Source organism: Sphingobacterium sp. BN32 (assembly GCF_030503615.1).
GTDB lineage: Bacteria > Bacteroidota > Bacteroidia > Sphingobacteriales > Sphingobacteriaceae > Sphingobacterium.
Genome location: NZ_CP129963.1, coordinates 1,975,244 through 1,998,939, shown reverse-complemented (window position 1 = coordinate 1,998,939; position 23,696 = coordinate 1,975,244). Strand labels below are relative to the sequence as shown.

Below are 23,696 nucleotides of genomic sequence, written 5' to 3'. Positions count from 1 at the left end.
ATTAATGAGAATTTTAGCAAACGATGGGATCGATCCTATCGGTAAACAAATATTAGAGGCTGCTGGCTTTGAGGTGGATACTGTACATATTCCACAAGAAGAATTAGCAACACGCTTAAATAACTACGACGCTGTTACGGTTCGTAGCGCAACTAAACTGAGACAAGAGCTGATTGACCTTTGCCCGAACATCAAGGTGATCGGTCGTGGTGGAGTCGGGATGGACAATATCGACGTGGATTATGCACGCTCGAAAGGCATCACGGTTGTCAACACACCTGCAGCATCATCACATTCTGTTGCTGAATTAGTATTCGCGCACCTTTTAAATGGTGTTCGTTTCTTGTACGACTCCAACCGTCAGATGCCGGTTGCCGGCGCTACTAAATTTGGAGCCTTGAAGAAAGCTTACGGCGCTGGTTCCGAATTGCAAGGCAAGACCTTGGGTGTTGTTGGATTTGGACGTATCGGTCGCGAAACTGCAAAGATTGGTTTGGGTTTAGGAATGAATGTCATCTATTCGGATCTTTTCGAAGGACCGATGTCTTTAACCTTAAATCTTTCTGGCGATATTCAGGTTGAAGTTCCTGTGAAGCAAGCTGATATAGAAACGGTTTTACGTGAGTCTGACTTTATTTCGCTACACGTACCATTTACGGACAAACCGGTTATCGGAAAAGAAGAGTTTGAAATCTTGAAAGATGGAGTGGGCATCGTAAATGCATCTCGTGGAGGTGTTGTCGATGAGTTAGCCTTAGTCGATGCCTTGAACACTGGCAAAGTAGCATTTGCAGGCTTGGACGTTTATGATGATGAGCCTACGCCACGCGTTGAAATTCTGACCCATCCGAAGATATCGTTGACACCGCATATTGGTGCAGCAACCAACGAAGCGCAGGAGCGAATTGGTGAGGAACTTGCAACACTATTGATAGAAAACCTGAAGAAGTAATTCTTCCGCAAAAATGATATGCGGCACAAAAGCGATTAAATGCGATTGTGCCGCTTTTTTTTATGTGATTAATCCTTATATTCACACCCGCAAAAAACAAAGTTAAATTACAGAGATATGAAAATTCTTAAGTTCGGAGGAACATCCGTAGGAAGTGCTGAGCGTATCAAAGGTCTACTCGAAATCGTGGACCCATCAGAGCGTCAGATCGTCGTGCTTTCAGCAGTCGCTGGAACCACTAATGCATTGGTTGAAATCGGAAAAGCTTACTTAGCAGGTAAGAAGGACGAGGCCAAACAGTTGATCGTCGCTCATAAGGATAAGTACGAATCGTTAATAAAGGAACTCTTCAGCACAGAGAACGGATATAAGAACGGTAAGGAATTAATCGATTATCACTTTAATTTAATTGCTTCTTTATCAAATGACTTATTTACGCCAGTTGAAGAGAAGGTAATCTTAGCGCAGGGTGAATTGATGTCAACCACCTTATGGCACTTTCATTTGGAGGAAATTGGTGTTAAATCGGTCTTGTTGCCAGCATTGGACTTTATGAAGATCGATGAAGACAATGAGCCTGTTGTTCCATTTATCAATGAAAAATTGAGTGCTATTTTAGCGAACCACCCTGACAATACACTATTCATTACGCAAGGTTATATTTGCCGAAATGCGTTTGGGGAAATCGACAACCTACGTCGTGGAGGGTCTGATTATACCGCATCGCTTATCGGCGCAGCTATCCAGGCTGATGAAGTTCAGATTTGGACGGATATCGATGGTATGCACAATAACGATCCGAGAGTTGTAAAAGGTACGACGCCAATTGCAAACTTAAGCTTCGATGAGGCGGCAGAGCTTGCCTATTTCGGTGCGAAAATTTTACATCCACAGTCAGTATTCCCGGCACAGAAGTACAATGTACCGGTACGCCTGTTGAACACCATGGATCCGAAAGCTGCAGGTACGCTGATTTCTAAAGATGGCGGACAGAAAGGTGCTATCCGCGCAATTGCTGCAAAAGATGAAATTACAGCTATACATATTCATTCGTCCCGCATGTTGTTGGCCTATGGTTTCTTACGCAAGATCTTCGAAATATTTGAGCGGTATAAAACGCCGATCGATATGATTACAACGTCGGAAGTGGCTGTATCCTTATCGATTGATGATACCCGGAATCTAGAGGATATCATCCGCGAAGTGGAGGACTTCGGAACGGTAAGCGTAGATAGAGATCAAACGATCGTATGTATTGTTGGCGACTTTGGAGCTAATACCCACGGTTATGCCGCTCGCGTATTAGACGCTGTTAAGCATTTGCCGGTGCGTATGATTTCTTATGGTGGTTCAGATTATAATGTGTCGATTCTATTGAATTCAGAACATAAAACTGAGGCTTTACGTTCTTTACACAATAGATTGTTTTAATAGATAGAAAATGCAAATAAATAAAATTAGCCTAGACCGTTTATCGCAATTTGAAACTCCATTTTATTATTATGATTTAGAGCTTCTAGATCGCACTTTACAGGCAGCGAAACTTGCTGCCGATAAGCGTGGTTTCCATATTCACTATGCGTTAAAAGCTAACTTTAATGATACGTTACTGTCTGCAATTCAGGCCGTAGGCTTTGGTGCAGACTGTGTGTCGGGTAATGAGGTTCAGAAGTCGATTGATATGGGCTTCCCGGCCGATAAGATTACATTCGCAGGAGTAGGGAAGTCTGACAAGGAAATCAAGATGGCGCTTAAGCATCAGATTTTCGCATTCAACGTTGAGTCAATCGAAGAACTTCAGGTAATCGACGAGCTGGCTGCCGATTTAGGCGAGCGCGCGAATGTTTCCTTAAGAATCAACCCGAATGTAGATGCGCATACACATCATTATATCACAACAGGACTGGATGAGAATAAATTTGGAGTTCCAAATTCGGAGCTAGAGCAGGCTGCTTCTGTCCTTAGAGATTGTAAAAACGTTGATTTAGTAGGCCTTCACTTCCATGTAGGGTCCCAAATCACAGATATGAATGTATTCAAGAGTTTATGCGTGAAAGTCAATGAGTGGAAGAATTGGTTTGAAGAGCGCGGAACCAGCATCAAGATATTGAATGTTGGAGGCGGACTAGGTGTGGACTACCATCATCCTGATGAAAACCCTTATCCTGATTTCGAAGCTTATTTCGACGTCTTCGATAAGTTTCTAGAACGTACGCCACAGCAAGAGGTACACTTCGAATTAGGGCGTGCGCTAGTAGCGCAGTCCGGATCCTTAGTGAGCCGTGTACTATATAGCAAAAGTGGCGTAAAGAAGAATTTCTTGATCCTCGACGCCGGTATGACCGAATTGATGCGTCCAGCCCTATATCAGGCTTACCATAAAATTGAACGCCTTGGCGTCGCAACAGAAACTAGCGAATTGAACTACGATGTCGTAGGTCCTATTTGCGAGAGTTCTGACTGCTTTGGCAAGGAAGTGACACTACCCGTATCCCAAAGAGGAGATCTGATCGCTATCCGCACGGCAGGTGCCTACGGCGAGGTGATGGCTTCTAAGTACAATCTGAGAGAAGAAATAAGGTATGTATTTTCTAATAGTATTTAGTAGTCTTAGATATTAGACATAAGATATCAGATATTAGAGTATGGCGGGGTATAGATATCAGACATCAGATATCAGATATTAGTATGGCGGCTAGAGATAGTCGCCATTTTTATTTGATAATAGTTACACCGGATCATGGTCATCCTAAAATCCTTTCTTTCTTAGTTCAAAGACAAAATATCCTGCCAATCCTTTCACCCTTCTTGGTTCAAAGACAAACAGTATTTCAGATGAGTTGTCTTGAACCAGGAAAGGAAGGATGAAAGGATTGGCAGGATCTTGCGCCCTAGGTCTAAATACTAAATACTAACTACTAACTACTAACTACTAAATACTATTTTCCGAACCAGGAAAATAAGGATGAAAGGATGACCTTGATCGAGTCTAATTTCTAATGTCTTATATCTAATGTCTACTAATAATACTAAGTACTACTTACTCCCCTTTCAAACCCAATGTAAACCCAATGTATAACCCAATCAAAGCCGCTCTGGAAGGGCTTTGATTGGGAACTACAAGGGGTGTGAAAAGCATAGGAGTCGAAGAAGTTCAGATGCAAGTATAAATAAGGCAATAAAGAGAGCCATTTTCAGGGGTCTTAAATCTAAAAACTTATATCTAAAATCTAAAATATAGTTTAATAAAATACTTTATTTAAATTTTTATAGTATATTTACATACTATTAATTCGAAATGAAATACAATATTTTAAAAGATATGATTGCGCTTCTTGAAGATTTTGAGGCGGAGGTTCAGTTGGATGAAATATATACAAGGGATACAGAGGGGTTTATCGACTGGCTTGTTGATAGAAATGCAAAAGTTGAAGAGCTGCCGGATGTGGAATGGGAAGGGAAGGAGAAAGGTAGAAGTGCGGAGAGCGTAATCAACACTTTATTGGTCCATATGGGGCGATATGCGAAGAGTTATTCGAAGTCTGCGATACATGGGTCAGATTTTACGTCACAGGACGATTTTATTTATCTCATTACGTTGAAATCTTTTGGTGAGATGACGAAGATGGATCTTATTAAGAAAAATGTGCATGAGAAGCCGAGTGGAATACTGATTATCAATAGGTTGATTGCGCAGGGCTGGGTGGAACAATTCAACTCTTCGACCGATAAAAGGAGTAAGGTATTGAGAATTAGTGAGAAGGGAATAGCAGTGCTGGAGCAACAGATGGATAAGATTCGTATGGCTTCGGATATTGTGACGGGTAACCTCACGAGCAAGGAAAAGTTGGAATTGATCCGTTTGCTGGACAAGTTGGATGTGTTCCATTTAGCGATTTACGATAAGCAAATCGATAGTGAGCATTTATTAAACGAAGGAGTTAAAAGTAAAAAACGATGAGGAAAAAAGTTGCTGTCATAGGTTCTGGTTTTTCAGGTTTGTCTGCTGCTGCATATGCTGCAAGGGCGGGCTTTGATGTTCATGTATATGAGCGCCATGATCAACCGGGTGGCCGTGCGCGGCAATTTTCGACCCAAGAGAATTTTATTTTTGATATGGGGCCAAGTTGGTATTGGATGCCCGATATTATCGACGGTTTCTTCGCAGACTTTGGTTATCAAACTTCAGATTTCTTTCAGCTGGTTTCCCTGAACCCGCAATTTGAGATGATATTTTCTGAGAAGAACATGCGCGTTCCGAGAGATTTTGAGGAAATGGTTGAGCTGTTCGAATTTGTCGAAAAAGGAGCGGGCAAACAGCTGCGTAAATTTATGGATTCGGCAAAATTTAAGTATGAAATCGGCATGAAGGAGTTTGTGAACAAACCTTCACACAGCTGGCTTGAATTTATGTCGCCGAAGATTGCCAAGAGTTCATTGAAGTTGGATTTGCTGTCGAATTTTAGAAATTATGTCGCACGCTATTTCAAAAGTGCAGAACTAAGGACCTTAATGGAGTTTCCGGTTATTTTTCTAGGCGCATCACCCAAGGATATTCCTGCTTTATATAGCTTGATGAACTACGGTGGCTATGCCTTAGGAACGCATTATCCGATTGGAGGTTTTTATCAGCTGGTTCGCGCGATGAGTGTTGTTGCAGAAAAACAAGGGGCGACTTTTCATTTCAATAAGCAGGTTGAGGAGATACAGGTCGAACAAGATAAAGTCAGTGCGCTGCGAATCGATGGTGTCGTGGAGGAATTTGATTTGGTTATTGCTTCTTCGGATTACCATCATACGGAGAGCTTATTGCCAAAAGCCTACAGGAATTATACCGATGAATATTGGAAGACGAGAATTTTTGCGCCGTCGAGTCTCATCTATTATTTAGGAATCGACGAGCATATTCCAAACCTAACGCATCACAGTCTGTTTTTTGAAAATGAACTGGATGATCATATTTCCTGTATCTATGAGGATGTGAAATGGCCGGATAAGCCTTTATTCTATGCTTGTTGCCCATCCAAGACAGATCCACATGTAGCACCGGCAGGTAAGGAGAATTTATTCCTTTTGATGCCTTTAGCGATTGATATCAGCGATCCGGAAGATACTCGCGAGCGTTATCTGCGAGCGATGCTAAAGCGTTTGGAGCAGCATACCGGCACGGCAGATCTTTATGATAAGATTATTTATAAGAGAAGTTATTGTGTGTCGGATTTCAAGCAAGACTACCATGCCTACGGCGGCAATGCCTACGGTTTAGCAAACACGTTGAAGCAGACTGCAGTATGGAAGCCAAAAATTCGAAATAAGCGACTCTCGAATTTATATTACACCGGTCAGTTGACGGTTCCAGGTCCGGGTGTTCCGCCTGCGATTATTTCGGGACGCATTGTTGCCAATGAGATTATAAAACTAAAAAACAGCACTATATGAAACAAAAATTTGACGAACTTTCCTTCAGCATCAGTGAAGTGATCACCAAAAAATATAGTACGAGTTTTTCTTTAGGGATTCTAGCTTTAAAGCCGACGATTCGCCCAGCGATCTATGCGATTTATGGTTATGTGCGCCTGGCAGATGAAATCGTCGATAGTTTTCATGGTTATGACAAGGAGAAGTTGCTGAGGCGATTGAAGACCGAGACTCAACATGCTATTGAGGACCGTATCTCCATCAATCCTATTTTACAATCCTTCCAGGAAACGGTAAACCGTTATAAGATTGATCAGGCATTGATCGATCAATTCCTGCATAGTATGGAGATGGATTTACAGCAGGTCGACTATAATTCGGATTTGTATAAAGAATATATTTATGGTTCCGCCGAGGTGGTGGGCTTGATGTGTCTGCAAGTATTTACGGATGGCAATAAGGAACGGTACAATGAGCTGAAACCTTACGCAATGAAGTTGGGGTCGGCTTTTCAGAAGATTAATTTCCTGCGCGATCTTAAAGATGATTATCATATCTTGGGGCGCACCTACTTCCCGAACATCGATATGCAAGTTTTCGATAATCAGGTAAAAGCCCAGATCGAGCAAGAGATTCATGCAGAATTTAAAGAAGCGCTGATTGGAATTAAAAAACTGCCTAGTTCTGCCATGTTCGGGGTTTACTTAGCTTATAAATATTACCTATCCCTATTCAAAAAGATTAGAAGCAAGTCTTCTCACGAGATATTAAATAAACGCGTTCGTGTACCGAATTCGGAAAAAGCATACGTGGCTTTAAAGTGCTACGTAAGGTATAAATCGGCTTGGTTATGATGCGGATTTCGATGTTGCTCTTTGTTTTTCTTTCTACTAGCATATTTTGCTTAGGCAATGATTTGTTGGAAGTACGATCCAATTATAAGCGATGCATTGCGAATAAGGAGCTTTGCAGGAAACTGATGGATAGGTTAGAAGGCTCAAAGCAGCAAACGCCTTTAGAATTAGCCTATTTGGGAGGATTGAAGACTATTTGGGCGAATCATGTGTTTAGTCCTATTGCTAAACTTAGTACATTCAAAGAAGGTCGTAAAGACATCGAGCGCGCAATTCTCATGGATCCGAAGAATCCGGAGTTGCGTTTTATTCGATTGTCGATACAAAAGAATGCGCCTTCATTTCTGGGCTATAAATCGAACATTGCCGAGGATCGTCGGTTTATACAAGCGAATTGGGGTGCATTTTCGCCTGATGTGCCGATGGCAGATGTCAAAGCATTATTGGATTAAGTTTTGACACTTTCGGAAACCATTTATGTTTAACGGATATTATCTATAGATATGCTAAATTTTTTAATTGTTCTTTTGACTTTTATCTTGATGGAGGGGGCGACCTGGTTGATCCACAAATATGTAATGCATGGATTTTTATGGATTTTACATAGAGATCATCACGATCATAGTGCGGAAGGCGCGTTTGAGAGAAATGATTATTTCTTTGTTATTTTCGCTATCCCAACCATTGCGTTAATGTATTTTGGCTCTTTAGCAGGATACAATTATCTGTTCTTTATCGGTTTGGGAATTATGCTATACGGTATGGCTTACTTCTTTGTACATGATATTTTTATACATCAGCGTCTGAAGATTTTTACGAAGAGCGAGAATCGTTATTTTTTGGCACTGAGACGTGCACATAAGCAACATCATAAACATATAGGCAAAGAAGACGGAGAGTGCTTTGGATTCTTATATGTACCTATGAAATATTTCAAAATGTATTTTAAATCGGAGAAAGCATAATGAGCTATACTTATTCGCTAATTTTATTTTTTACGGTAATTATCTGCTTCCTTGCTTCCTTTGATCGGAGAATCCGTTTCGATCGTTATTTTGGGGCGTTTCTGACAGCAGCAATCCTAGTTGCCATTCCATTTATTGCCTGGGACGTTTGGTTCACGGCACATGGGGTATGGTGGTTCAATACGAAATATACGGTTGGTCTGCTGCTTGCTGGACTTCCAATCGAGGAGTGGCTTTTTTTTATATGCATTCCTTTTTCCTGCATTTTTACTTACTACTGTATTGATAAGTTTTTTAATCTATCCTGGCTTTTGGGCTTTAATAATCTGATTGTTTTTGTAACGGTGATTGTCTGTGCGTTAATGGCGCTACTTCATTACGACAAGATTTATACCTTAGTAACCGCTATTGCAACGATTGGGACATTGGTCTATCTGCACTTCGTGGCACGCGTTGATTGGATAGGAAAGGCATCCTTTGTGTTCAGTATTTTGATGTTAGGATTTTTCCCGGTCAATGGTGTTTTGACGGGGACAGGTTTAGAAAGTCCTATTGTTAACTATAATCCTGGCGACTTCCTAGGAATCCGGATGCTTACAATCCCGATAGAGGATGCTGTTTATGGATATACGCAATTTCTTTTGGTACTTTATTTCTTTAAGCTTTTTAGCCGTAAGACGAAAGTCTCATAGCTGCTGTTGCGTGTTTAATTTAGTTGTCATAGCGATTGTTCGCTAGTTATTGTAATTTGCGCTTAGCAGTATGCTACCTTGCTCAGGCTTAAGCTATTTTCTTATCGTTCTTCCTTTTGCCAAGTAATCTCTCCACGCTTGATCATTTCGGTATACTTCCTCAGGTGTGCTTCGGTGACACTACGTGTTGGGTCGTCCAGGTGGTATTCAAATTGCCGAGTATAGCGATCGTAATTGATGCTGGCGATATACCTGTTATTGTCGTATATATGCCATAGTCCACCTTTCTTGCTTCTTATTTCGACCACATGCCTTTCCCCATCGAGGTAAAATAAGTCCTTTATGGTCCAATCAAAGCGTAAAATTAAAGCATCAATAATTGCCTGTTTTATATCTTCATCAAGATAGCCATATGCACATTTCCATTCGCCTTGTTCTTTCCGAAAGATATACAGCGATAAACCATCTTTTCCTGTTAGGTTATAGTCGCGCATTCCTAAGCCTCTATCATTAACGGATAGCTGCGCATACATGACGCGATTACGACAGTGGATTTCTAAGGGTTTCATTGTTGCAAATTACTAAAAAAATTAGCAATTTATCAAGGGTCATAGATATGAGATTTTTAGACATTAGACGTTAGATATAAGATATAACACCCGATCCTGTTCATCGTTAAATCCTTCCTTTCCTGGTACAGAAAGGGAAGTTTGTCTTGAACCAGGAAAGGAAGGATGAAAGGATTGCCAGGATCGGGCGTCATAGGTCTTAATACTAAGTACTAAGTACTAACTACTATCAAAAAAAAATGGCGACTATCTCTAGCCGCCATACTCTAATATCATATATCTAAAACCTAATATCTTAACCCCGCCATACTCTAATATCTAATATCTGATATCTAAAATCTATTGTCTAAGACTACTCTTTATTGAGAAATACAAATTTTCCGTCAAAGACATCCAACTGTATGATCGAGTCTCGGCTTACTTTTCCGGAGAGGATCTCTTTGGAAAGTTCGTTGAGTACGCGTTTTTGGATGACACGTTTTAATGGACGTGCTCCATAAACAGGATCGTATCCTAATTGAGCTAACCAATCTAAGGCCTCGTCTGTAGCCGATAGGAAGATGTTTTGCTCCGCTAATTGCTTTTCAACTCGTCCAAATTGCATGCGTACGATATCACCGATTTCATCGCGACTTAGTGGAGTAAACATGATGACCTCATCGATACGGTTTAAGAACTCGGGACGGATAGATTTTTGAAGCAATTCAAATACCTCGTCTTTCGTTTTGCCGACAACCTCGTCGCGGTTGCTATCGTTCATCTTCGAGAAGTTCTCTTGGATAATATGCGAACCAGTGTTAGAGGTCATGATAATGATTGTATTCTTAAAGTTTACAACGCGACCTTTGTTGTCTGTTAAGTGTCCATCGTCTAGCACCTGCAACAAGATGTTGAAAACATCCGGGTGTGCTTTTTCGATTTCATCTAGGAGTACAACAGAATAGGGTCTGCGACGCACTGCTTCAGTCAACTGCCCACCTTCATCGTATCCTACGTATCCTGGAGGCGCTCCGATCAATCTGGATACCGCATGTCTCTCTTGATATTCTGACATATCGATACGTACGAGTGCTTGTTCGTCATCGAATAAGAACTCTGCAAGCGCTTTCGCTAACTCGGTCTTACCGACACCGGTGGTACCTAAGAATATGAAGGAACCAATCGGGCGTTTTGCATCACTCAAACCGGCGCGCGAACGGCGGATAGCGTCAGCAATGGCTTCGATAGCTTCTTCTTGACCTGCTACGCGTTTATGTAATTCCTCTTCTAGGTTCAACAGTTTTTCACGTTCAGATTGCACCATCTTGTTTACAGGGATGCCCGTCCATCGAGAAACTACATCAGCGATATCCTCAGAAGTTACTTCTTCCTTCAGCATACGGCTGCTTTGCTGTTTCTCCGAAAGCTCCTGCTTCAAAGTTTCAACCTTGTCTTGTGCTTCCTTTATCTTTCCGTAGCGCAATTCCGCAACCTTGCCATAATCACCTGCACGTTCCGCTTGTTCCGCTTCGAGCTTGTAATCTTCAATGTTCTGAATCTCTTGGTTGACTTGATCTACCAATGTCTTCTCCGATTGCCATGCCGCTTTCAAGGAGTCGCGCTCATTGGAAAGGTTAGCTATCGTTTCAGATAATTCGGAAACTTTGCGCTCATCGTTTTCTCTCTTGATGGCTTCGCGTTCGATTTCCAACTGCATGATGCGACGCTCCAGCTCATCAACGGCTTCCGGAACGGAGTCCATTTCTAAGCGTAGTTTAGAGGCAGCCTCATCAATTAAGTCGATTGCCTTGTCCGGTAAGAATCTGTCGGTAATATAGCGCTGAGATAATTCTACAGCTGCAATAATCGATTCGTCGAGTATTCTTACTTTATGGTGTGTTTCATAGCGTTCTTTCAATCCACGTAGGATAGAAATTGCATCTTGAGTATCCGGCTCATCAACCATAACCTTTTGGAAACGACGCTCCAAAGCCTTATCCTTTTCGAAGTATTTTTGATACTCGTTGAGGGTAGTCGCACCGATAGCACGAAGCTCACCGCGCGCTAAGGCAGGTTTCAAGATGTTCGCCGCATCCATAGCGCCTTCACCGCCGCCGGCACCGACAAGCGTGTGGATCTCATCGATAAAGAGGATAATCTCGCCATCGCTGTCCGATACTTCTTTCACTACAGCTTTCAAGCGTTCTTCGAACTCGCCTTTATATTTTGCGCCCGCAATAAGGGCTCCCATATCTAATGAGAATACAGTTTTGGACTTTAGGTTTTCTGGCGCATCGCCTTTGATGATACGATGTGCAATACCTTCGGCAATTGCAGTTTTACCCACACCAGGCTCACCCACTAAAATAGGGTTGTTCTTTGTACGGCGGGAGAGGATCTGCATCACACGACGAATCTCCTCATCGCGACCGATGACCGGATCTAACTTACCAGATTCTGCAAATTCATTTAGGTTTCTTGCATATTTTCCAAGTGCATTGTAAGTTGCCTCAGCATTCTGATCGGTCACTCGGCTATTGCCACGAAGTTCTTTGATCGCTGTCTTTAAATCTTTCTCAGTAACCCCTTGATCTTTTAACAGACTGGATACCTTGTCGTTTGCTGACAACAGCGCTAGCAGAATGTGTTCAATCGATACAAATTCGTCATTGAATTCCTTTAGATAGCTTTGTGCTTTTTGCAGAACAGCTGCTGAGCTGTTGCTTAAGTACACGTTGCTACCGCTAACTTTTGGCAATGCTTCAATTTGTTTGTCAACCTCGGTCGTGATGTAATTGATGTTGACATTTAGCTTTTTCAGCAAATGGCCAACTACGTTTTCATCGACTGTTAATAGGGCTTTGAGTATATGCGCCGGTTCGATTGCTTGTTGTTGATTCCCAACAGCAATCTCCGATGCTTTTTGTATGGCTTCTTGAGCCTTAATTGTATAATTATTAAAGTTCATATGTAGTTTTCGATTATTTGTTGTTTCTAAGTTTCTAATTAATTAACAAAAGGGATGCCCTTTAGTTTTCGAAACTACCTAGATGCAATAATGGCAGGTTAATTAATTTTAACCTGCCATTATTTCATAGTTGGAAAGATGTTTAATCTATTGTTTTATCAATTTGTCGATTAAGTTTTTCAATTCTACATTCGATGGTCTAGGAGAATTGGTCGTTACAATCTTTCCATTGGCATCGATGACCATATAACGTGGAATGGTGTTTATTTGATAAGCGTCAGAAAGAATGTTCTTATTACTTGCATGTAAATGTATAATATTCAAGTCGCTTTCTTTCGCATTAACATATTTTTCCCAGGCTGCTTTGTCCTTATCGGTGGATATCGCTAGGAACTTCACGTTTTTATTTCTGTAATTATCAGCTAGCTTTTCGTAGAATGGTTCCTCTTGTTTGCAAGGTCCACACCATGTTGCCCAGAAGTCAATAACAATGATGTTTCCTTTTAAGGACTTTTTGCTATGCTGTTTTCCCGCGATGTCTGGAAAGGTAAAGTCGATAAAGTCGTCACCAGGTTTTGAATCCGCTAGCTTAACTAACTTCGCATTCAATCGTTTTTCCTGATCTGCAAGAGTAAGATAGTTCCTGTTCGGTTCTACCAATCTTAAATAATCGTCATAAGATTTGAAGTTATTTGATAGCAGCACAATGTATTGCCCTTTAATCGTCGTATCGGGAATAAAGTCTATAGCATTTTGTGCTTTATTTTCGCCTTGTTTAATGCTGTATTTCTTTTGTTGTCCTGCATCAATTACCAAGTTCATCAAAAAGCTATCTCCAAAAGGAAGGATCAATAAATTTTCATTTAGAAACTTTTGATGATCTAGCTCTTTATAGAAACTAATGATCTCTTCGGCATCCGGATGAGCTCTTTTAGGTAAGTATTGGAAATGCAGCGCATAATAATGGAAGAGATAATGTCTCAGGATTTCAAAGTTGCTTAAGAATGCTTTGTTCTTAGAGGTGGTTTTGAAAGGCGCAATTTGTGGTTCCAGCTTTTCAACGATAGGGTAGAACTCCACATAGGTAATAGGACCACCCAAACGAATGCCTTCTTTCATATCGTCCAACATGGATTGAAATCTTTCTAGATCTTTATTGTCTGCCGAATTCTTTCCACTCAATTGGTAGCTCTTTCCACCGATAGCAATATTCAGGACTTCATTTTCCTTACCATAGATAATATGTCTGGCAGAATTGTTTTGTGTTTGAGTAGAGCCCAACACGTAAAATCCTTCATAGGTCGGAAAGAACTTGAATGCAAATTTTCCATTCACTACTTTGGATTGTGCGATCGGCTCTGTTCTTCCATTCACTACTTCGAACAGTACGACCTCTTGGTAGAATTCGTCGGTCGTCGTTCCATTAATGATCATGGGCGCTTGCGCATGAACGATACTCACAAATAAGCTTATAATGGCCGTTATAATAATGTTTTTCATGACCTTAATCTTGAAGTTTTGTTAAATCTGAACTAGGGATCGGTAGCCCTAATGCTGTAATTTTCGGATAGACCGTGGATACTCCCGTCATTCCCCATTTTTGGAAGAAATTCGTTAAGTTCCGCCCACTTATTTCGCATGCTCTTAGCATAAAGAATTCTTTCTTTTGCAGGTCTGTTGCGCTGTTTGCCAATTTCTTCTCTCGCGTCACCTTGTGCAATTGCGTATAGAAATCAGATCCGAACGCCAGCCACAATTGTCTGAACATCGCTAATTTGATGAATGGGTCTTCAATACCATCGAAGTTTTTACTTGCCGCCGGTAATGCTAGATAACTAACCACGGATGGCCAAGTTCCTCTAGTTTTTAACTCCGGTTCGCGACCTAGTTTTTCTTGTACATAAAGGCTATACAGGTTCACTGTTACTTCCATCAAGTCTGTCCATAAATAGGAAGCTTGCTGATGATGGTGACCTATTTCATGCCATGGCCCCCAGGAGTTGATGTCCTTTGGTTTGACGAGCATATGAGCCGCAGAGCTGGCATTATAAAAAGTTCCGTAATGGAATGCTGCCATGTAATACTCCGGGTTATTTGATTCCGTCATCAAATGATTATGCAGATTCCTGGTATGCAATGCTGATGAATTATCTAGACCTGCAAAATCCTCTTCCCATTCCCAAATGTTGTTCGCTGTCTTCAATAATAGTTCCTGATCCTCGGCAATATTATCCAATGCTGTTCTTCTATTAACAACGATAATAATCTTCCCGCCAAATAGAACAGCGTCCGGGCTACTGGTATAGGTATTCAACATACCTTTCCATTCTTCTTTGCTCGTTTTCCCGGCACGGTAGAATGGGGCAGGTTTAACACCTGAGACAAACTTCACGATAGATTCATTGTTGTTTAGCTCCCCATTATAGCGGATGTAGATCAGCCCTGATTTTTCTACTTTGATACTGTTGTTTCCAGGCGTCAAGGTATAGGTTTTAACGTCGGCATCGGGATTCGCAGTTCTATTGTAAGTTCCGATAATCAGTACCGGGTAGTAATCCCCCTTCAATCTTCTGAGATTTACGATCAGATCGCTTCCTTCTTCAGCAAACCAACCCGTTGGAATGAAATCGCTGCTGCTGAAATTCTGATTCAAGCGAATACGCTCAGTCTCTGCCGATGTGATGCTTTTCACTTGGAAAGCACTATCCAGCGGATAAGGGAGCGGCGTAGGAGGAGGAGCTGGCGCAGGAAACTCGTCATTATCCTCTGGGATAATCCGGTCGAAGGAGCTATCCTTACAGGAAATTAGGGCTAAAAGGAATAAAAAATATATAAAGTTCTTTTTCATCATATTATCATTTAATAACCAGTTGGAAATTCTATACATGCCACGTCTTGAACTTTACCTAAGCCGGAGAAACTGTAATAAGTCGTGTATTCCATATTAAATTGGGGTGCTTCAAAGAAGTCTACCTGTCCGGAAGTCTTAGGGTTTGTAGGATCATAGGTCGCTACGATAATCGCTTTGATAACCGGAAGAAAACGGCGTCCAGCTTTATCCGCCTGTGCAGGATTAATTGCAGTAGTATAAGACACATAGTTTCCTTTATTATGCTTCAGCATGGTAATCTCGCGATTGCCAAAGTCTTTCATCAACTTCGTCTCTTTGGTGTCGACATCATATTGGTAAAGCTTTCCACCAACAGCATATTGTAGGTATCCGTAAATCTGATCGACTTCAAAGTGTTTTGCTTGTGCAATACCCGGCAGAGAAGAAATATCATCTAGGTATCTCGCTTCAAACGTTGTGATATTATTGGTCATTCTAGCAAGGTGGAACTTACCATCTTTTGTTAGTACCGCATAGGCGGATCCGTTATTGATGTTGGTACTGCCCATCCATACCAAGTCCATTCCGACATTGTTTGGATTGAACGCAGCACCCGTCATCGATAAGGATCCGGTTAGCGCGGTGTTGGTAGCTGTGCATCTTAAAAAGCGTTTATTCTTTTTATCATACACTAAAGCAACATTCCCAGTTATTTGCATTCTGTTCACAGCAATAAACGGAGCAAGTTCAACCAGTTCACCATTCAAAAGATTGGCGGGATTACCGAAGTTGATGTTCGAAACGTTTACACGTTTGTGCAAAACACCATTGTACATTCCGTATCCCTGACTGGCTGCGATCGGATATATTCTGTCTAGGCGCGGCAATTCCATATTGTTCAGGGTTTCGAAGCTAAAGTTAAATCGCTCGCTCCATTGAAAACCTGCAGTGACATTAATTTTCTCCGTTTTCTTGTCTGTTCCTACATAAAGCAAATATCTGTTTGTTCCTGTTGCCGCTGTTGTATTAACCCATCCTTCGATAAACTTTGGTTTACCTTCAAGGGTAAGTTGTGCTCCCGTTTCTGAATCGATAAAGTAAGAGGCAAAGTCTCTATATTCTTTCGGGTGGCTATTTGTTTCCAAGTCATACTCAAAGTAGTCTAATTGCGAATTGTTGTCAACCTCTGACAATACTGCCCATCCACCTTTGATCGATCCTGTAACTTCAATTTCAAATTTCCTGGTCCAAAGAATCCCGGTAGACTTTTCCTTCACGCGGTAATACAAAGTGTATTTTCCAAGACTTAGGGCCAAGGGGATATCAAAGTCTTTCCCCGTATGCAAAAGCTTTCTGGCGGTACTTAGGTGCACTTCACCCTGATTAAAGCTAATCCATTCGAAGCTATAGTTCTCCTCATTAAAATTCGGGTCTTTAGAGAACTCTAAAGTTGGGCTGATGTTAGGCGTGCTTCCAAACTCGATTAAGTAATGGTCTTCAATTCCATTTATTTCGACCGAGTTGATGTCCTGGTAATCGTAATTTCCTTTGTCTTTTGTGCAAGCTATCATGACAAGTGCACAAAGAACATATATGCTATATTTTAAATATCTTAATTTCATGGTTTTTTGAACATTAGTTTGGAATTGTAATTGGATCTCCGTTTCCATCTACATAAGTGCGACCGGCTTCTTTTTCTTTCAGCAACCAGTATTTGAAATAGTTTTTCCAATAAGTCATTGTGCTAATACCGAAAGCAGTATTTGGATTTACGGTAGGGTCGGTAAATAACTCAACGTCCAGATCAAAGATCTCCAATAGCAAGTTGAACTTCTCTTTAGAATATTTTCCTAATGCCGGCTCAAAACGTGAGCTATATTGAATCCATGCGTACGGTGCACCGAAGATATCATCAACTACCAAACTAAAATCTAAAACAGAGGTAGCTTTTGTTTTGGCAAGATTATATTGCTCTCTGAAGTAGGTGTTAAAATCGGAAGACTTCACAAGTTTCATTCTCAATTCCAAGGGCTCCGTTTGCAGATCCGCTGTGCGAATCAATTTAATGGATACGCTTGATTTGGTAGAATCGGCTGGAACGAATAGTTTATCGTTTTCCAATACAAAGTGAGTTCCCTCTTTCAATGTAGAGTTGGGGTCGAATTTAATCGAGAATTCTCTATCTGTACTTTGTGGAATACCTGTGATACGAACAGGAATATTGATTGTCTTTTCCTTAACCTCCAATTTTTCAAAAGCAAAAGAAAACTTATGCTGTGTCGTCGGCACAGATTGATTGGCAGTAGCATAGGGTGTATAGAAATAAATGCTGCTTCCCGTTGCTTCCTGGTCATATAGATCGAGCTTATCTTCATTACAAGCCGATAGAGCGAGAAATAAAAGACTCGCAAAGAATAGTTTTATCTTTAAAGTATTCATTATCATGTGTCTTTTTAGCGGTTATCAGTTTCGTTTAAAGGAAGAGGAATCACCCATGCATTGGATGGGATCGCCGAAGTTTTGTCCCCATTTGGCGAAACAATTGCGGAAATTCTATTGCGCTTATAATAGTACCATACTTGACCCTCACCATAGAATTCTTTAAGATATTCCTTGTAGATTTCATTGCTGATCTGTGACGCTGAGGACAAAGAGCTTAAGCCGCGTTGGTTTCTGATTTTATTTAGAAATACCAATCCGTCTGCAGTGCTTGCTGCGGTTTCTGCAGCGATATAGTATAGCTCGCTTTTGCGAATCAATGGAATCGTGAAGCGCTGTCGGTAACCTCCAGTTTTATCAGTGATATCCGCGAATTTGAAGAAAGTAGGGTAGGAAACCCCGTAGGATGGGATCTTCCACTGCGTTTCGAATCGATAGTCATTGCTCGACTTTTCATAGATATTTTCGATAAAAGTCGCTGATCCTGATGAAAGAATAGACTTAGGCTCTAATTCGAACGAAAAGTACTTATCATAGTTTAAATATAAGCGATCATTGTAGACCCCGAATAGCATCTCATTAACGAATATCCTGTCTGGATTAGTAGGGTTCTTCGCTTGATCAATGGTTACCCAGGTAAAGTTGTCGGTCAAAGCTATCGTTTCTTTAGCCAGCTTAAATGCCTCCTCCTTATTATTTCTCCATAGTAGCGCTCTGGTTTTCAGAGCCATTGCCGCTACATAATTGAATCGATAGTTTGTATAATTCTTGTAGCCCAGTTCAACGGAGTTATCTTCTTTAAGATAATCCAATGCTTGATTGATGTCTTTCAATATCAACGTCATCGCTTGGTTGGCTGGTAGGATAGTTTCAATATCCGGGCTTAACTGTGTATAGTATGGAATCGCATTTTTTGTTGAATCAACACTATTGTAAACCGGCCCGAACAAACGAAGCAAATCAAGATGAACATAGGCTCTAATCGCTAGTGCTTCGCCTTTTAAGCGCGTTCTTTTTGCATCAGGCAATACCGTAGTTCCTTGTTTGTCAAGCGCCGCTAGCAGGTTGTTCGCATTGCCTATACTCGTATAAGCCTGGCTCCAGATATTGGAGAACGACTCGAGCGAATAGTTCGCATTATAGTTCCAAGTGCAAAGGCTCATGTACGGCGAGCTTGATTCCAACACATGGAAGCGGTTTGCTAAAAGCTCTACCGTTGTGAGGGTCATCTTATCACCGTATAAGTTGTCTTTTGCCAAACCCAAATAAAGGCCATTCATTGCTTCATCGAAGCCTACTTCGGTTTCAAAGATCTGATCTTCCGTAAAGCGATCTTCTGGCTTTACTTCAAGCCATTTGCTACAAGAGGTTGTGCAGAACAGGATGGATGCTAATATATAGATTGAAATTCTTTTCATGGCTTATTTAATATTTGCTGTTAAACTCAAGGAGAACGAACGCGTGTAAGGATAGTCTATGCCTCGCTCACGTTTTACCGTAGAGAAATAGCCTATATCGTTCATGTATCCCGTTATTTTTAAATTGCTCATGCGGATTTTGTCCAACCAACTGGTATTTCTGATGTCATAACCCAAACTAATTGATTCGATCGCCAACCTGTTTTCCTGTTGAACAAACCTCGATGACATAGGCGTAGACTCCGGATGGCTATCTAAATCGCTGTATTCACCACCTAAATCAATTAAGTTTATGCGTTTGTAGGAGCTAACATCGCCAACTTGTTTCCAACGATCGTATAGCGCACGCTTGTCCTGATTAGAGTTTAACAGCTGCTGCATACTGATATTTTCTACTTTGTTATACAGTGCTGAGTTAAAAACATCTTGATTGTACAGATAGCGGACAATAACATTCGCCGAGAAGCCCTTATAAACTAAGTTTGACGTGAATACACCTTGCAACTTAGGTCTGCTATTTCCAACAACTACAGCATCATTAAAATCGTATTGAAAGCTGTATGTTCCGTCTTTCTTCATGAACAATTCGTTTCCGGTGGCTGGGTCAATCCCTAGGGAAGGAACTGTCCAAATGTCTGCCGGATCGCCACCATCTCTATATTGAATTAACGATTTGCTCTGTCTCAGATTGCTGTTCATACTTTCTAGAATACTATTGAAGTCATTGTACTCTTGTTTGTATGTGGATCCCATTAAGCCAATCGTCCAAATGATACGGTCTTGTAATTTGTAAATTGGGGCATACTTTGCATATACTTCGACACCATCTACCGTCAGGTTGCCGGCATTAATCGGATAACGTGATAAAGAAGTTGATGATGGAAGCGCTACTGCCACGACAAGCGGATCGGTGAACTTTCTATAGGCATTCACATATCCTGACAATCGGCTATTCCATGCAGCGAAATCCAATCCTAATGAGATGGTCTCTGTATTTTGCCATTTTAGCTTCTTATTTCCTAAGGAACTAACATTGACGCCCTGACCCCAGAAGTTATATCCAGATTCGTAATCGTAGGTTGTAATCGAAGTGTAGCTTGTGAAATTTTGATTTCCCGTGCGACCGTAGTTACCGCGCAATCTTAACAAATTGATTGCCGGCGCGAAGTCGTTAAAAAATTGTTCTTTATGAAGGTTCCAGGATAAACCGCCTGAGAAAAATGGCGAATAGAGGTTATCCACGCCAAAGGCGGTAGAACCGTCGTATGAAAAGGTAAAGTCGGCGTTGTATTTATTATCGTACGAGTAATTGAACGTACTGATCAGGGAATTCCGGCGCTCGACGATTGCTGAAGATTGCGGTCTGGAGTTTTCCAGATAGCCATAGGCGTATCTAGCCGCTCCCGTACTAAATGTAGGAAAACCAACAGCGATGAATCCTGCAGAATTAGCATTCGAATTGAATACTTCCGCATGTACTTGTCCGTTTAAGCTGTGTTTTCCATCAAAAACCTTATGATAAACAACACTTGCATTCGCTGTGTAGTTCAAGCGATTCATTTCGGAATTTGTTAAACGACCTTTTTCAAGCACGTTAATCAGTCGATATTGGGTGTGTCTTGGTGATATAAATACATTGTGCTCGGTATCATCTTTATAGATCTGTAGGGCTCCATTAAGCGTCCAGTTGCTATTGATATCCCAGCGAATCTTTGTATTGTTTGTTATCGCATAATTCTTGGTGCGGTCAAAGCTCCCGATTGCAGAGAGATAAAGCGGGTTGCTAATGTATTCTGCTTCGCTGCTGTAACCAGTCGATACGATCGCTAGATAGGCCTGCGAGCTAGGCGCTTTTTCGTAGTAAGGATTGGTGTTGACCCAGTTGCTGAAGCTTCCATAATTTGACTCTTCCGCGCTGTATCCATTGATATAAAGCATATTGCTTGCTCGGAAATACTTATGTCGGAAATCAACATTTAAGCGAGTTCCCCAGGTATCTCTGGAAGAACCTTTCATGGCACCATTATTCTTGCGGTAATCTCCTCCGATACCGTAGGTAAGCGATCCGTCACCACCGTTGATCATCAATGAGTGGCGTTGTGACACTGCAGTCTGCACCGGGTCACTTAGCCAATAGGAATCAACCCCTCTTGCTATATTCTTTAGGCGTTCGGCGTAAAGCGCATCTAATTCAATTTGCGTTTCGTATTTATCACGGCGCGGGTGGATGGTGTAACGTCCAGATAGTCTTTCAAATTCTACCTTTTCTGCCGCGTTCATCATATTGTAGCTTCGAAGGTCGGGAGCATCTATGTTGATGTCTGTACTGTAATTTATCAATAGCTCACCGGGCTTCGGCGCAATAGTTTCAATAACGATAACACCGTTGGATGCGCGCGAACCATAAATTGCCGTAGATGCAGCATCTTTAAGAATGGTTACCGATGCGATGCGGTTGATATCCATATCCGTAACGGTTCTCAAGGTCGTTGGAAAGCCATCTAAAATGAATAAAGGCTGATTGGGATCTTCGGAGAACTCATCTCTTAGGGCATCCGTAGCAATACTGGTTTGTCCGCGAAGCTCGATGGTTGCCAAAGCATTTGGATTGGACCCCGCTAAGTTATTTTCCATGGATAGGAAAGAAGGGTCTAATGCTTTTAACGATTGAATAACATTGGTATTCCCAACCTGTTTAAGCTCTTCGGTATTGAATGAAGCACTCGCGCCGGTAAAGGTTTCTTTTTTACGAGCAGAAATACCCGTAACAACGACTTCTTCCACGCGGTTGTCTGTAGATTCTAAGACAACGCGCACCGTGCTACCCTGTACTTTGATAATTCTAGTTTCATAGCCTACATTGGACACTTCGATCTCTTGGTTTTGGATGTTTCCAGGAAAGGTGAAGCTACCATCAGTGTTTGTTGATGTTGCTTTTTTACGGTCTGAAATCAGACGAATCGAAGCTCCTGATATGGGATTGCCCTGCGCATCGACAACTACCCCTTTGGTCGATTGCTGCTGTTGGTTTTTCTCGTTGTTAGCCGCTTTCTTTTTGGGAAGAATGCTAATGGTTTTGTTTTTGATCTGATAGTCTAAAGGCAGATTTTGCAATACAGATTGTACTGCCTGATCGACAGGCACATCCTTCAGTTCGATGGATATTTTCGGATATTGATTGATCATATCCGCATCGAAGAAAAGGTCATAGCCCGACTGATGTCGGATTTGGAAAAGAGCCTGCTGTAGCGACATCGTTTTCCGCGGGATCGTAATCTGTCCCGACACTAAACTACTGCTCAGCAGCAGTGCTGCAAGAATGGTAGTCCGTCCCATCTTCAATCCTCCTTTGTTCAAGGAGAACTCACCCCTAAAGAGTGTTTTTAGAGAGATTTTCATAATTAGTGATAAAAAAATAGGGTTAAAAGTTTGATACGTATATTGTTTTGGCGTTTATTCTAAAGTGTAATTTTTGAGAGGAACTCATGATATTTAGAATCTCCTGAAGGGATTTGTTCTTGGCTATTGCTCCTGTAAATCGTTTCTTTTCGATGTCGTTGTCAATCTTGAATTTCACATCATACCAGCGTTCGAGCTCTACGCAGATCTCGGCGAGGTCGGCATTGATAAAAATGAAGTCGTTATTGATCCAGGCGAGGCTGCTTTCATCGTATTCACGTTTGATAAGTCCGGATGCGTTGAGCGTTGCTTCTTGTCCCGGTGATAAAATAAGCGAATGATTGGCTTTCAGCGCTGACACTTCGACTTTACCTTCAACTAAGGTCGTTCGGCTCTCGGCTTCGCCTACATAGTTTTTAACGACGAATTTAGTGCCTAAGACTTTAACCGACTGTTGTTTTGAGTTGACGATAAAGCTACTGTGATTAGCGGTTTTCTTGATTTCGAAATATCCTTCTCCTTCCAGGTAAACTTCTCGTTTGTCCTGCTGGAAACGACTTGGGAATCGGAGGGAGGAAGCAGCGTTTAATGTTACTTTGCTGCCATCAGCCAGTAGGATAGAAGAGATTGTTCCCTTCGGAGTTGTTAATGTATTATACGCGATAGGTGCATCGCTAGTATTTACTGCTTCTTGTTGGTATAATAAATTCCCTTGCTCGTCAACACGAATGCTCAGACCATCGCTTGTTGTGATATCTTGCTTTATCTTCGGATTGATTACAATAGTTTTCCCGTCTGCCAGTTTTAGTTCTACCTGATCTTTGACCGGCATAATGGTAGGCACTTCAGAAAGCAGGAGCGTTTTTGGATTTTGATTGAAATAGATCGCCATCGCAATAGCAGAGGCTACAATAGCGGTTGCTGCGACTTTCCAATAATTGTTGAACTTAAAGACCTTCGGTTTTCTTTTTATTTCCTTGCTCAAGTCTTCTCGAATTTGCTTTTTATGAAGATTCAGCGTCGAGCGATCAATTACATGTTCCTCTTCGGATACAGCATACCAGAACTCAATAGCCTTTTCCTCTTCATCAGAGCATTTTCCACTGAGGTATTTGTCGATAAGTATTTTAAAATCGTGTTCGGTCATTTTGATGGTTTATCAATACGGCAATATCAGGCAGTATATAGATAAGACGACTTAGTATAGCGTGAG

General features: G+C 41.4%; 18 protein-coding genes. 9 read left to right on the top strand and 9 right to left on the bottom strand.

Annotation, left to right across the window (positions count from 1 at the left end; all coding sequences use genetic code 11):
* Positions 1 to 4: 4 nt before the first annotated feature.
* The 9 genes from QYC40_RS08390 (at position 5) to QYC40_RS08350 (ending at position 8,881) form a co-directional block, all read left to right on the top strand.
* Positions 5 to 952: a D-2-hydroxyacid dehydrogenase gene (locus QYC40_RS08390; RefSeq protein ID WP_301993515.1), complete on the top strand. Its 948-nt coding sequence runs from the start codon at positions 5 to 7 to the stop codon at positions 950 to 952.
* A 117-nt stretch (positions 953 to 1,069) separates the two neighbouring features.
* Positions 1,070 to 2,383 carry an aspartate kinase gene (locus tag QYC40_RS08385; RefSeq protein WP_301993513.1) on the top strand — a complete coding sequence of 438 codons (1,314 nt, stop codon included), beginning with the start codon at positions 1,070 to 1,072 and terminating at the stop codon, positions 2,381 to 2,383.
* A 10-nt stretch (positions 2,384 to 2,393) separates the two neighbouring features.
* Positions 2,394 to 3,557: a diaminopimelate decarboxylase gene (gene lysA, locus QYC40_RS08380; RefSeq protein ID WP_301993512.1), complete on the top strand. Its 1,164-nt coding sequence runs from the start codon at positions 2,394 to 2,396 to the stop codon at positions 3,555 to 3,557.
* A 693-nt stretch (positions 3,558 to 4,250) separates the two neighbouring features.
* Positions 4,251 to 4,913 carry a MarR family winged helix-turn-helix transcriptional regulator gene (locus tag QYC40_RS08375; RefSeq protein WP_301993511.1) on the top strand — a complete coding sequence of 221 codons (663 nt, stop codon included), beginning with the start codon at positions 4,251 to 4,253 and terminating at the stop codon, positions 4,911 to 4,913.
* On the top strand, positions 4,910 to 6,391 hold the full coding sequence (locus QYC40_RS08370) for an NAD(P)/FAD-dependent oxidoreductase (protein WP_301993510.1): 1,482 nt from the start codon (positions 4,910 to 4,912) through the stop codon (positions 6,389 to 6,391). Before QYC40_RS08375 ends, QYC40_RS08370 begins: the two co-directional genes overlap by 4 nt.
* The gene (locus tag QYC40_RS08365) at positions 6,388 to 7,224 is read left to right on the top strand and encodes a phytoene/squalene synthase family protein (RefSeq protein ID WP_301993509.1); all 837 of its coding nucleotides are present in this window, start codon (positions 6,388 to 6,390) and stop codon (positions 7,222 to 7,224) included. The genes QYC40_RS08370 and QYC40_RS08365 overlap by 4 nt, the downstream gene beginning before the upstream one ends.
* A 125-nt stretch (positions 7,225 to 7,349) precedes the next feature.
* Positions 7,350 to 7,676, top strand: coding sequence for a hypothetical protein (locus QYC40_RS08360; RefSeq protein ID WP_301993508.1), 327 nt, complete (start codon positions 7,350 to 7,352; stop codon positions 7,674 to 7,676).
* Between the two features lie 51 nt (positions 7,677 to 7,727).
* On the top strand, positions 7,728 to 8,189 hold the full coding sequence (locus QYC40_RS08355; RefSeq protein WP_301993507.1) for a sterol desaturase family protein: 462 nt from the start codon (positions 7,728 to 7,730) through the stop codon (positions 8,187 to 8,189).
* On the top strand, positions 8,189 to 8,881 hold the full coding sequence (locus tag QYC40_RS08350) for a lycopene cyclase domain-containing protein (protein WP_301993506.1): 693 nt from the start codon (positions 8,189 to 8,191) through the stop codon (positions 8,879 to 8,881). The genes QYC40_RS08355 and QYC40_RS08350 overlap by 1 nt, the downstream gene beginning before the upstream one ends.
* 101 nt (positions 8,882 to 8,982) lie before the next feature.
* On the opposite strand, the gene QYC40_RS08345 is transcribed toward QYC40_RS08350, so the two are convergent.
* From QYC40_RS08345 to QYC40_RS08305, 9 genes are all read right to left on the bottom strand, one after another.
* On the bottom strand, positions 8,983 to 9,450 hold the full coding sequence (locus tag QYC40_RS08345) for a hypothetical protein (RefSeq protein WP_301993504.1): 468 nt from the start codon (positions 9,448 to 9,450) through the stop codon (positions 8,983 to 8,985).
* Between the two features lie 352 nt (positions 9,451 to 9,802).
* Positions 9,803 to 12,397 carry an ATP-dependent chaperone ClpB gene (gene clpB / locus QYC40_RS08340; RefSeq protein WP_301993503.1) on the bottom strand — a complete coding sequence of 865 codons (2,595 nt, stop codon included), beginning with the start codon at positions 12,395 to 12,397 and terminating at the stop codon, positions 9,803 to 9,805.
* 147 nt (positions 12,398 to 12,544) lie between these two features.
* Positions 12,545 to 13,897 (bottom strand): TlpA disulfide reductase family protein, encoded by a 1,353-nt coding sequence (locus tag QYC40_RS08335; RefSeq protein WP_301993502.1) that lies wholly within the window; start codon positions 13,895 to 13,897, stop codon positions 12,545 to 12,547.
* A 4-nt stretch (positions 13,898 to 13,901) separates the two neighbouring features.
* Entirely contained in the window at positions 13,902 to 15,248 is a 1,347-nt protein-coding gene (locus QYC40_RS08330; RefSeq protein ID WP_301993501.1) for a M60 family metallopeptidase, read from the bottom strand.
* An 8-nt stretch (positions 15,249 to 15,256) separates the two neighbouring features.
* Positions 15,257 to 16,849 (bottom strand): PKD-like family lipoprotein, encoded by a 1,593-nt coding sequence (locus QYC40_RS08325; RefSeq protein ID WP_301993499.1) that lies wholly within the window; start codon positions 16,847 to 16,849, stop codon positions 15,257 to 15,259.
* A gap of 13 nt (positions 16,850 to 16,862) precedes the next feature.
* A complete protein-coding gene (locus QYC40_RS08320) occupies positions 16,863 to 17,666 on the bottom strand; it encodes a DUF4843 domain-containing protein (RefSeq protein ID WP_301993498.1) in 804 nt (267 codons plus the stop codon).
* Between the two features lie 14 nt (positions 17,667 to 17,680).
* A complete protein-coding gene (locus tag QYC40_RS08315; RefSeq protein WP_301993497.1) occupies positions 17,681 to 19,084 on the bottom strand; it encodes a RagB/SusD family nutrient uptake outer membrane protein in 1,404 nt (467 codons plus the stop codon).
* Positions 19,085 to 19,087: 3 nt separating this feature from the next.
* Positions 19,088 to 22,483, bottom strand: a complete 3,396-nt coding sequence (locus QYC40_RS08310) for a SusC/RagA family TonB-linked outer membrane protein (protein WP_301993496.1) — start codon at positions 22,481 to 22,483, stop codon at positions 19,088 to 19,090.
* 22 nt (positions 22,484 to 22,505) lie between these two features.
* Positions 22,506 to 23,630 (bottom strand): FecR family protein, encoded by a 1,125-nt coding sequence (locus QYC40_RS08305; protein ID WP_301993494.1) that lies wholly within the window; start codon positions 23,628 to 23,630, stop codon positions 22,506 to 22,508.
* Positions 23,631 to 23,696: the final 66 nt, after the last annotated feature.

Excerpts from the sequence above, each read along its gene's own strand:
- QYC40_RS08390 (WP_301993515.1), top strand. The coding sequence starts at position 5 with ATGAGAATTTTAGCAAACGATGGGATCGATCCTATCGGTAAACAAATA.
- QYC40_RS08385 (WP_301993513.1), top strand. The coding sequence starts at position 1,070 with ATGAAAATTCTTAAGTTCGGAGGAACATCCGTAGGAAGTGCTGAGCGT.
- lysA (WP_301993512.1), top strand. The coding sequence starts at position 2,394 with ATGCAAATAAATAAAATTAGCCTAGACCGTTTATCGCAATTTGAAACT.
- QYC40_RS08375 (WP_301993511.1), top strand. The coding sequence starts at position 4,251 with ATGAAATACAATATTTTAAAAGATATGATTGCGCTTCTTGAAGATTTT.
- QYC40_RS08370 (WP_301993510.1), top strand. The coding sequence starts at position 4,910 with ATGAGGAAAAAAGTTGCTGTCATAGGTTCTGGTTTTTCAGGTTTGTCT.
- QYC40_RS08365 (WP_301993509.1), top strand. The coding sequence starts at position 6,388 with ATGAAACAAAAATTTGACGAACTTTCCTTCAGCATCAGTGAAGTGATC.
- QYC40_RS08360 (WP_301993508.1), top strand. The coding sequence starts at position 7,350 with ATGGATAGGTTAGAAGGCTCAAAGCAGCAAACGCCTTTAGAATTAGCC.
- QYC40_RS08355 (WP_301993507.1), top strand. The coding sequence starts at position 7,728 with ATGCTAAATTTTTTAATTGTTCTTTTGACTTTTATCTTGATGGAGGGG.
- QYC40_RS08350 (WP_301993506.1), top strand. The coding sequence starts at position 8,189 with ATGAGCTATACTTATTCGCTAATTTTATTTTTTACGGTAATTATCTGC.
- QYC40_RS08345 (WP_301993504.1), bottom strand. The coding sequence starts at position 9,450 with ATGAAACCCTTAGAAATCCACTGTCGTAATCGCGTCATGTATGCGCAG.
- clpB (WP_301993503.1), bottom strand. The coding sequence starts at position 12,397 with ATGAACTTTAATAATTATACAATTAAGGCTCAAGAAGCCATACAAAAA.
- QYC40_RS08335 (WP_301993502.1), bottom strand. The coding sequence starts at position 13,897 with ATGAAAAACATTATTATAACGGCCATTATAAGCTTATTTGTGAGTATC.
- QYC40_RS08330 (WP_301993501.1), bottom strand. The coding sequence starts at position 15,248 with ATGATGAAAAAGAACTTTATATATTTTTTATTCCTTTTAGCCCTAATT.
- QYC40_RS08325 (WP_301993499.1), bottom strand. The coding sequence starts at position 16,849 with ATGAAATTAAGATATTTAAAATATAGCATATATGTTCTTTGTGCACTT.
- QYC40_RS08320 (WP_301993498.1), bottom strand. The coding sequence starts at position 17,666 with ATGAATACTTTAAAGATAAAACTATTCTTTGCGAGTCTTTTATTTCTC.
- QYC40_RS08315 (WP_301993497.1), bottom strand. The coding sequence starts at position 19,084 with ATGAAAAGAATTTCAATCTATATATTAGCATCCATCCTGTTCTGCACA.
- QYC40_RS08310 (WP_301993496.1), bottom strand. The coding sequence starts at position 22,483 with ATGAAAATCTCTCTAAAAACACTCTTTAGGGGTGAGTTCTCCTTGAAC.
- QYC40_RS08305 (WP_301993494.1), bottom strand. The coding sequence starts at position 23,630 with ATGACCGAACACGATTTTAAAATACTTATCGACAAATACCTCAGTGGA.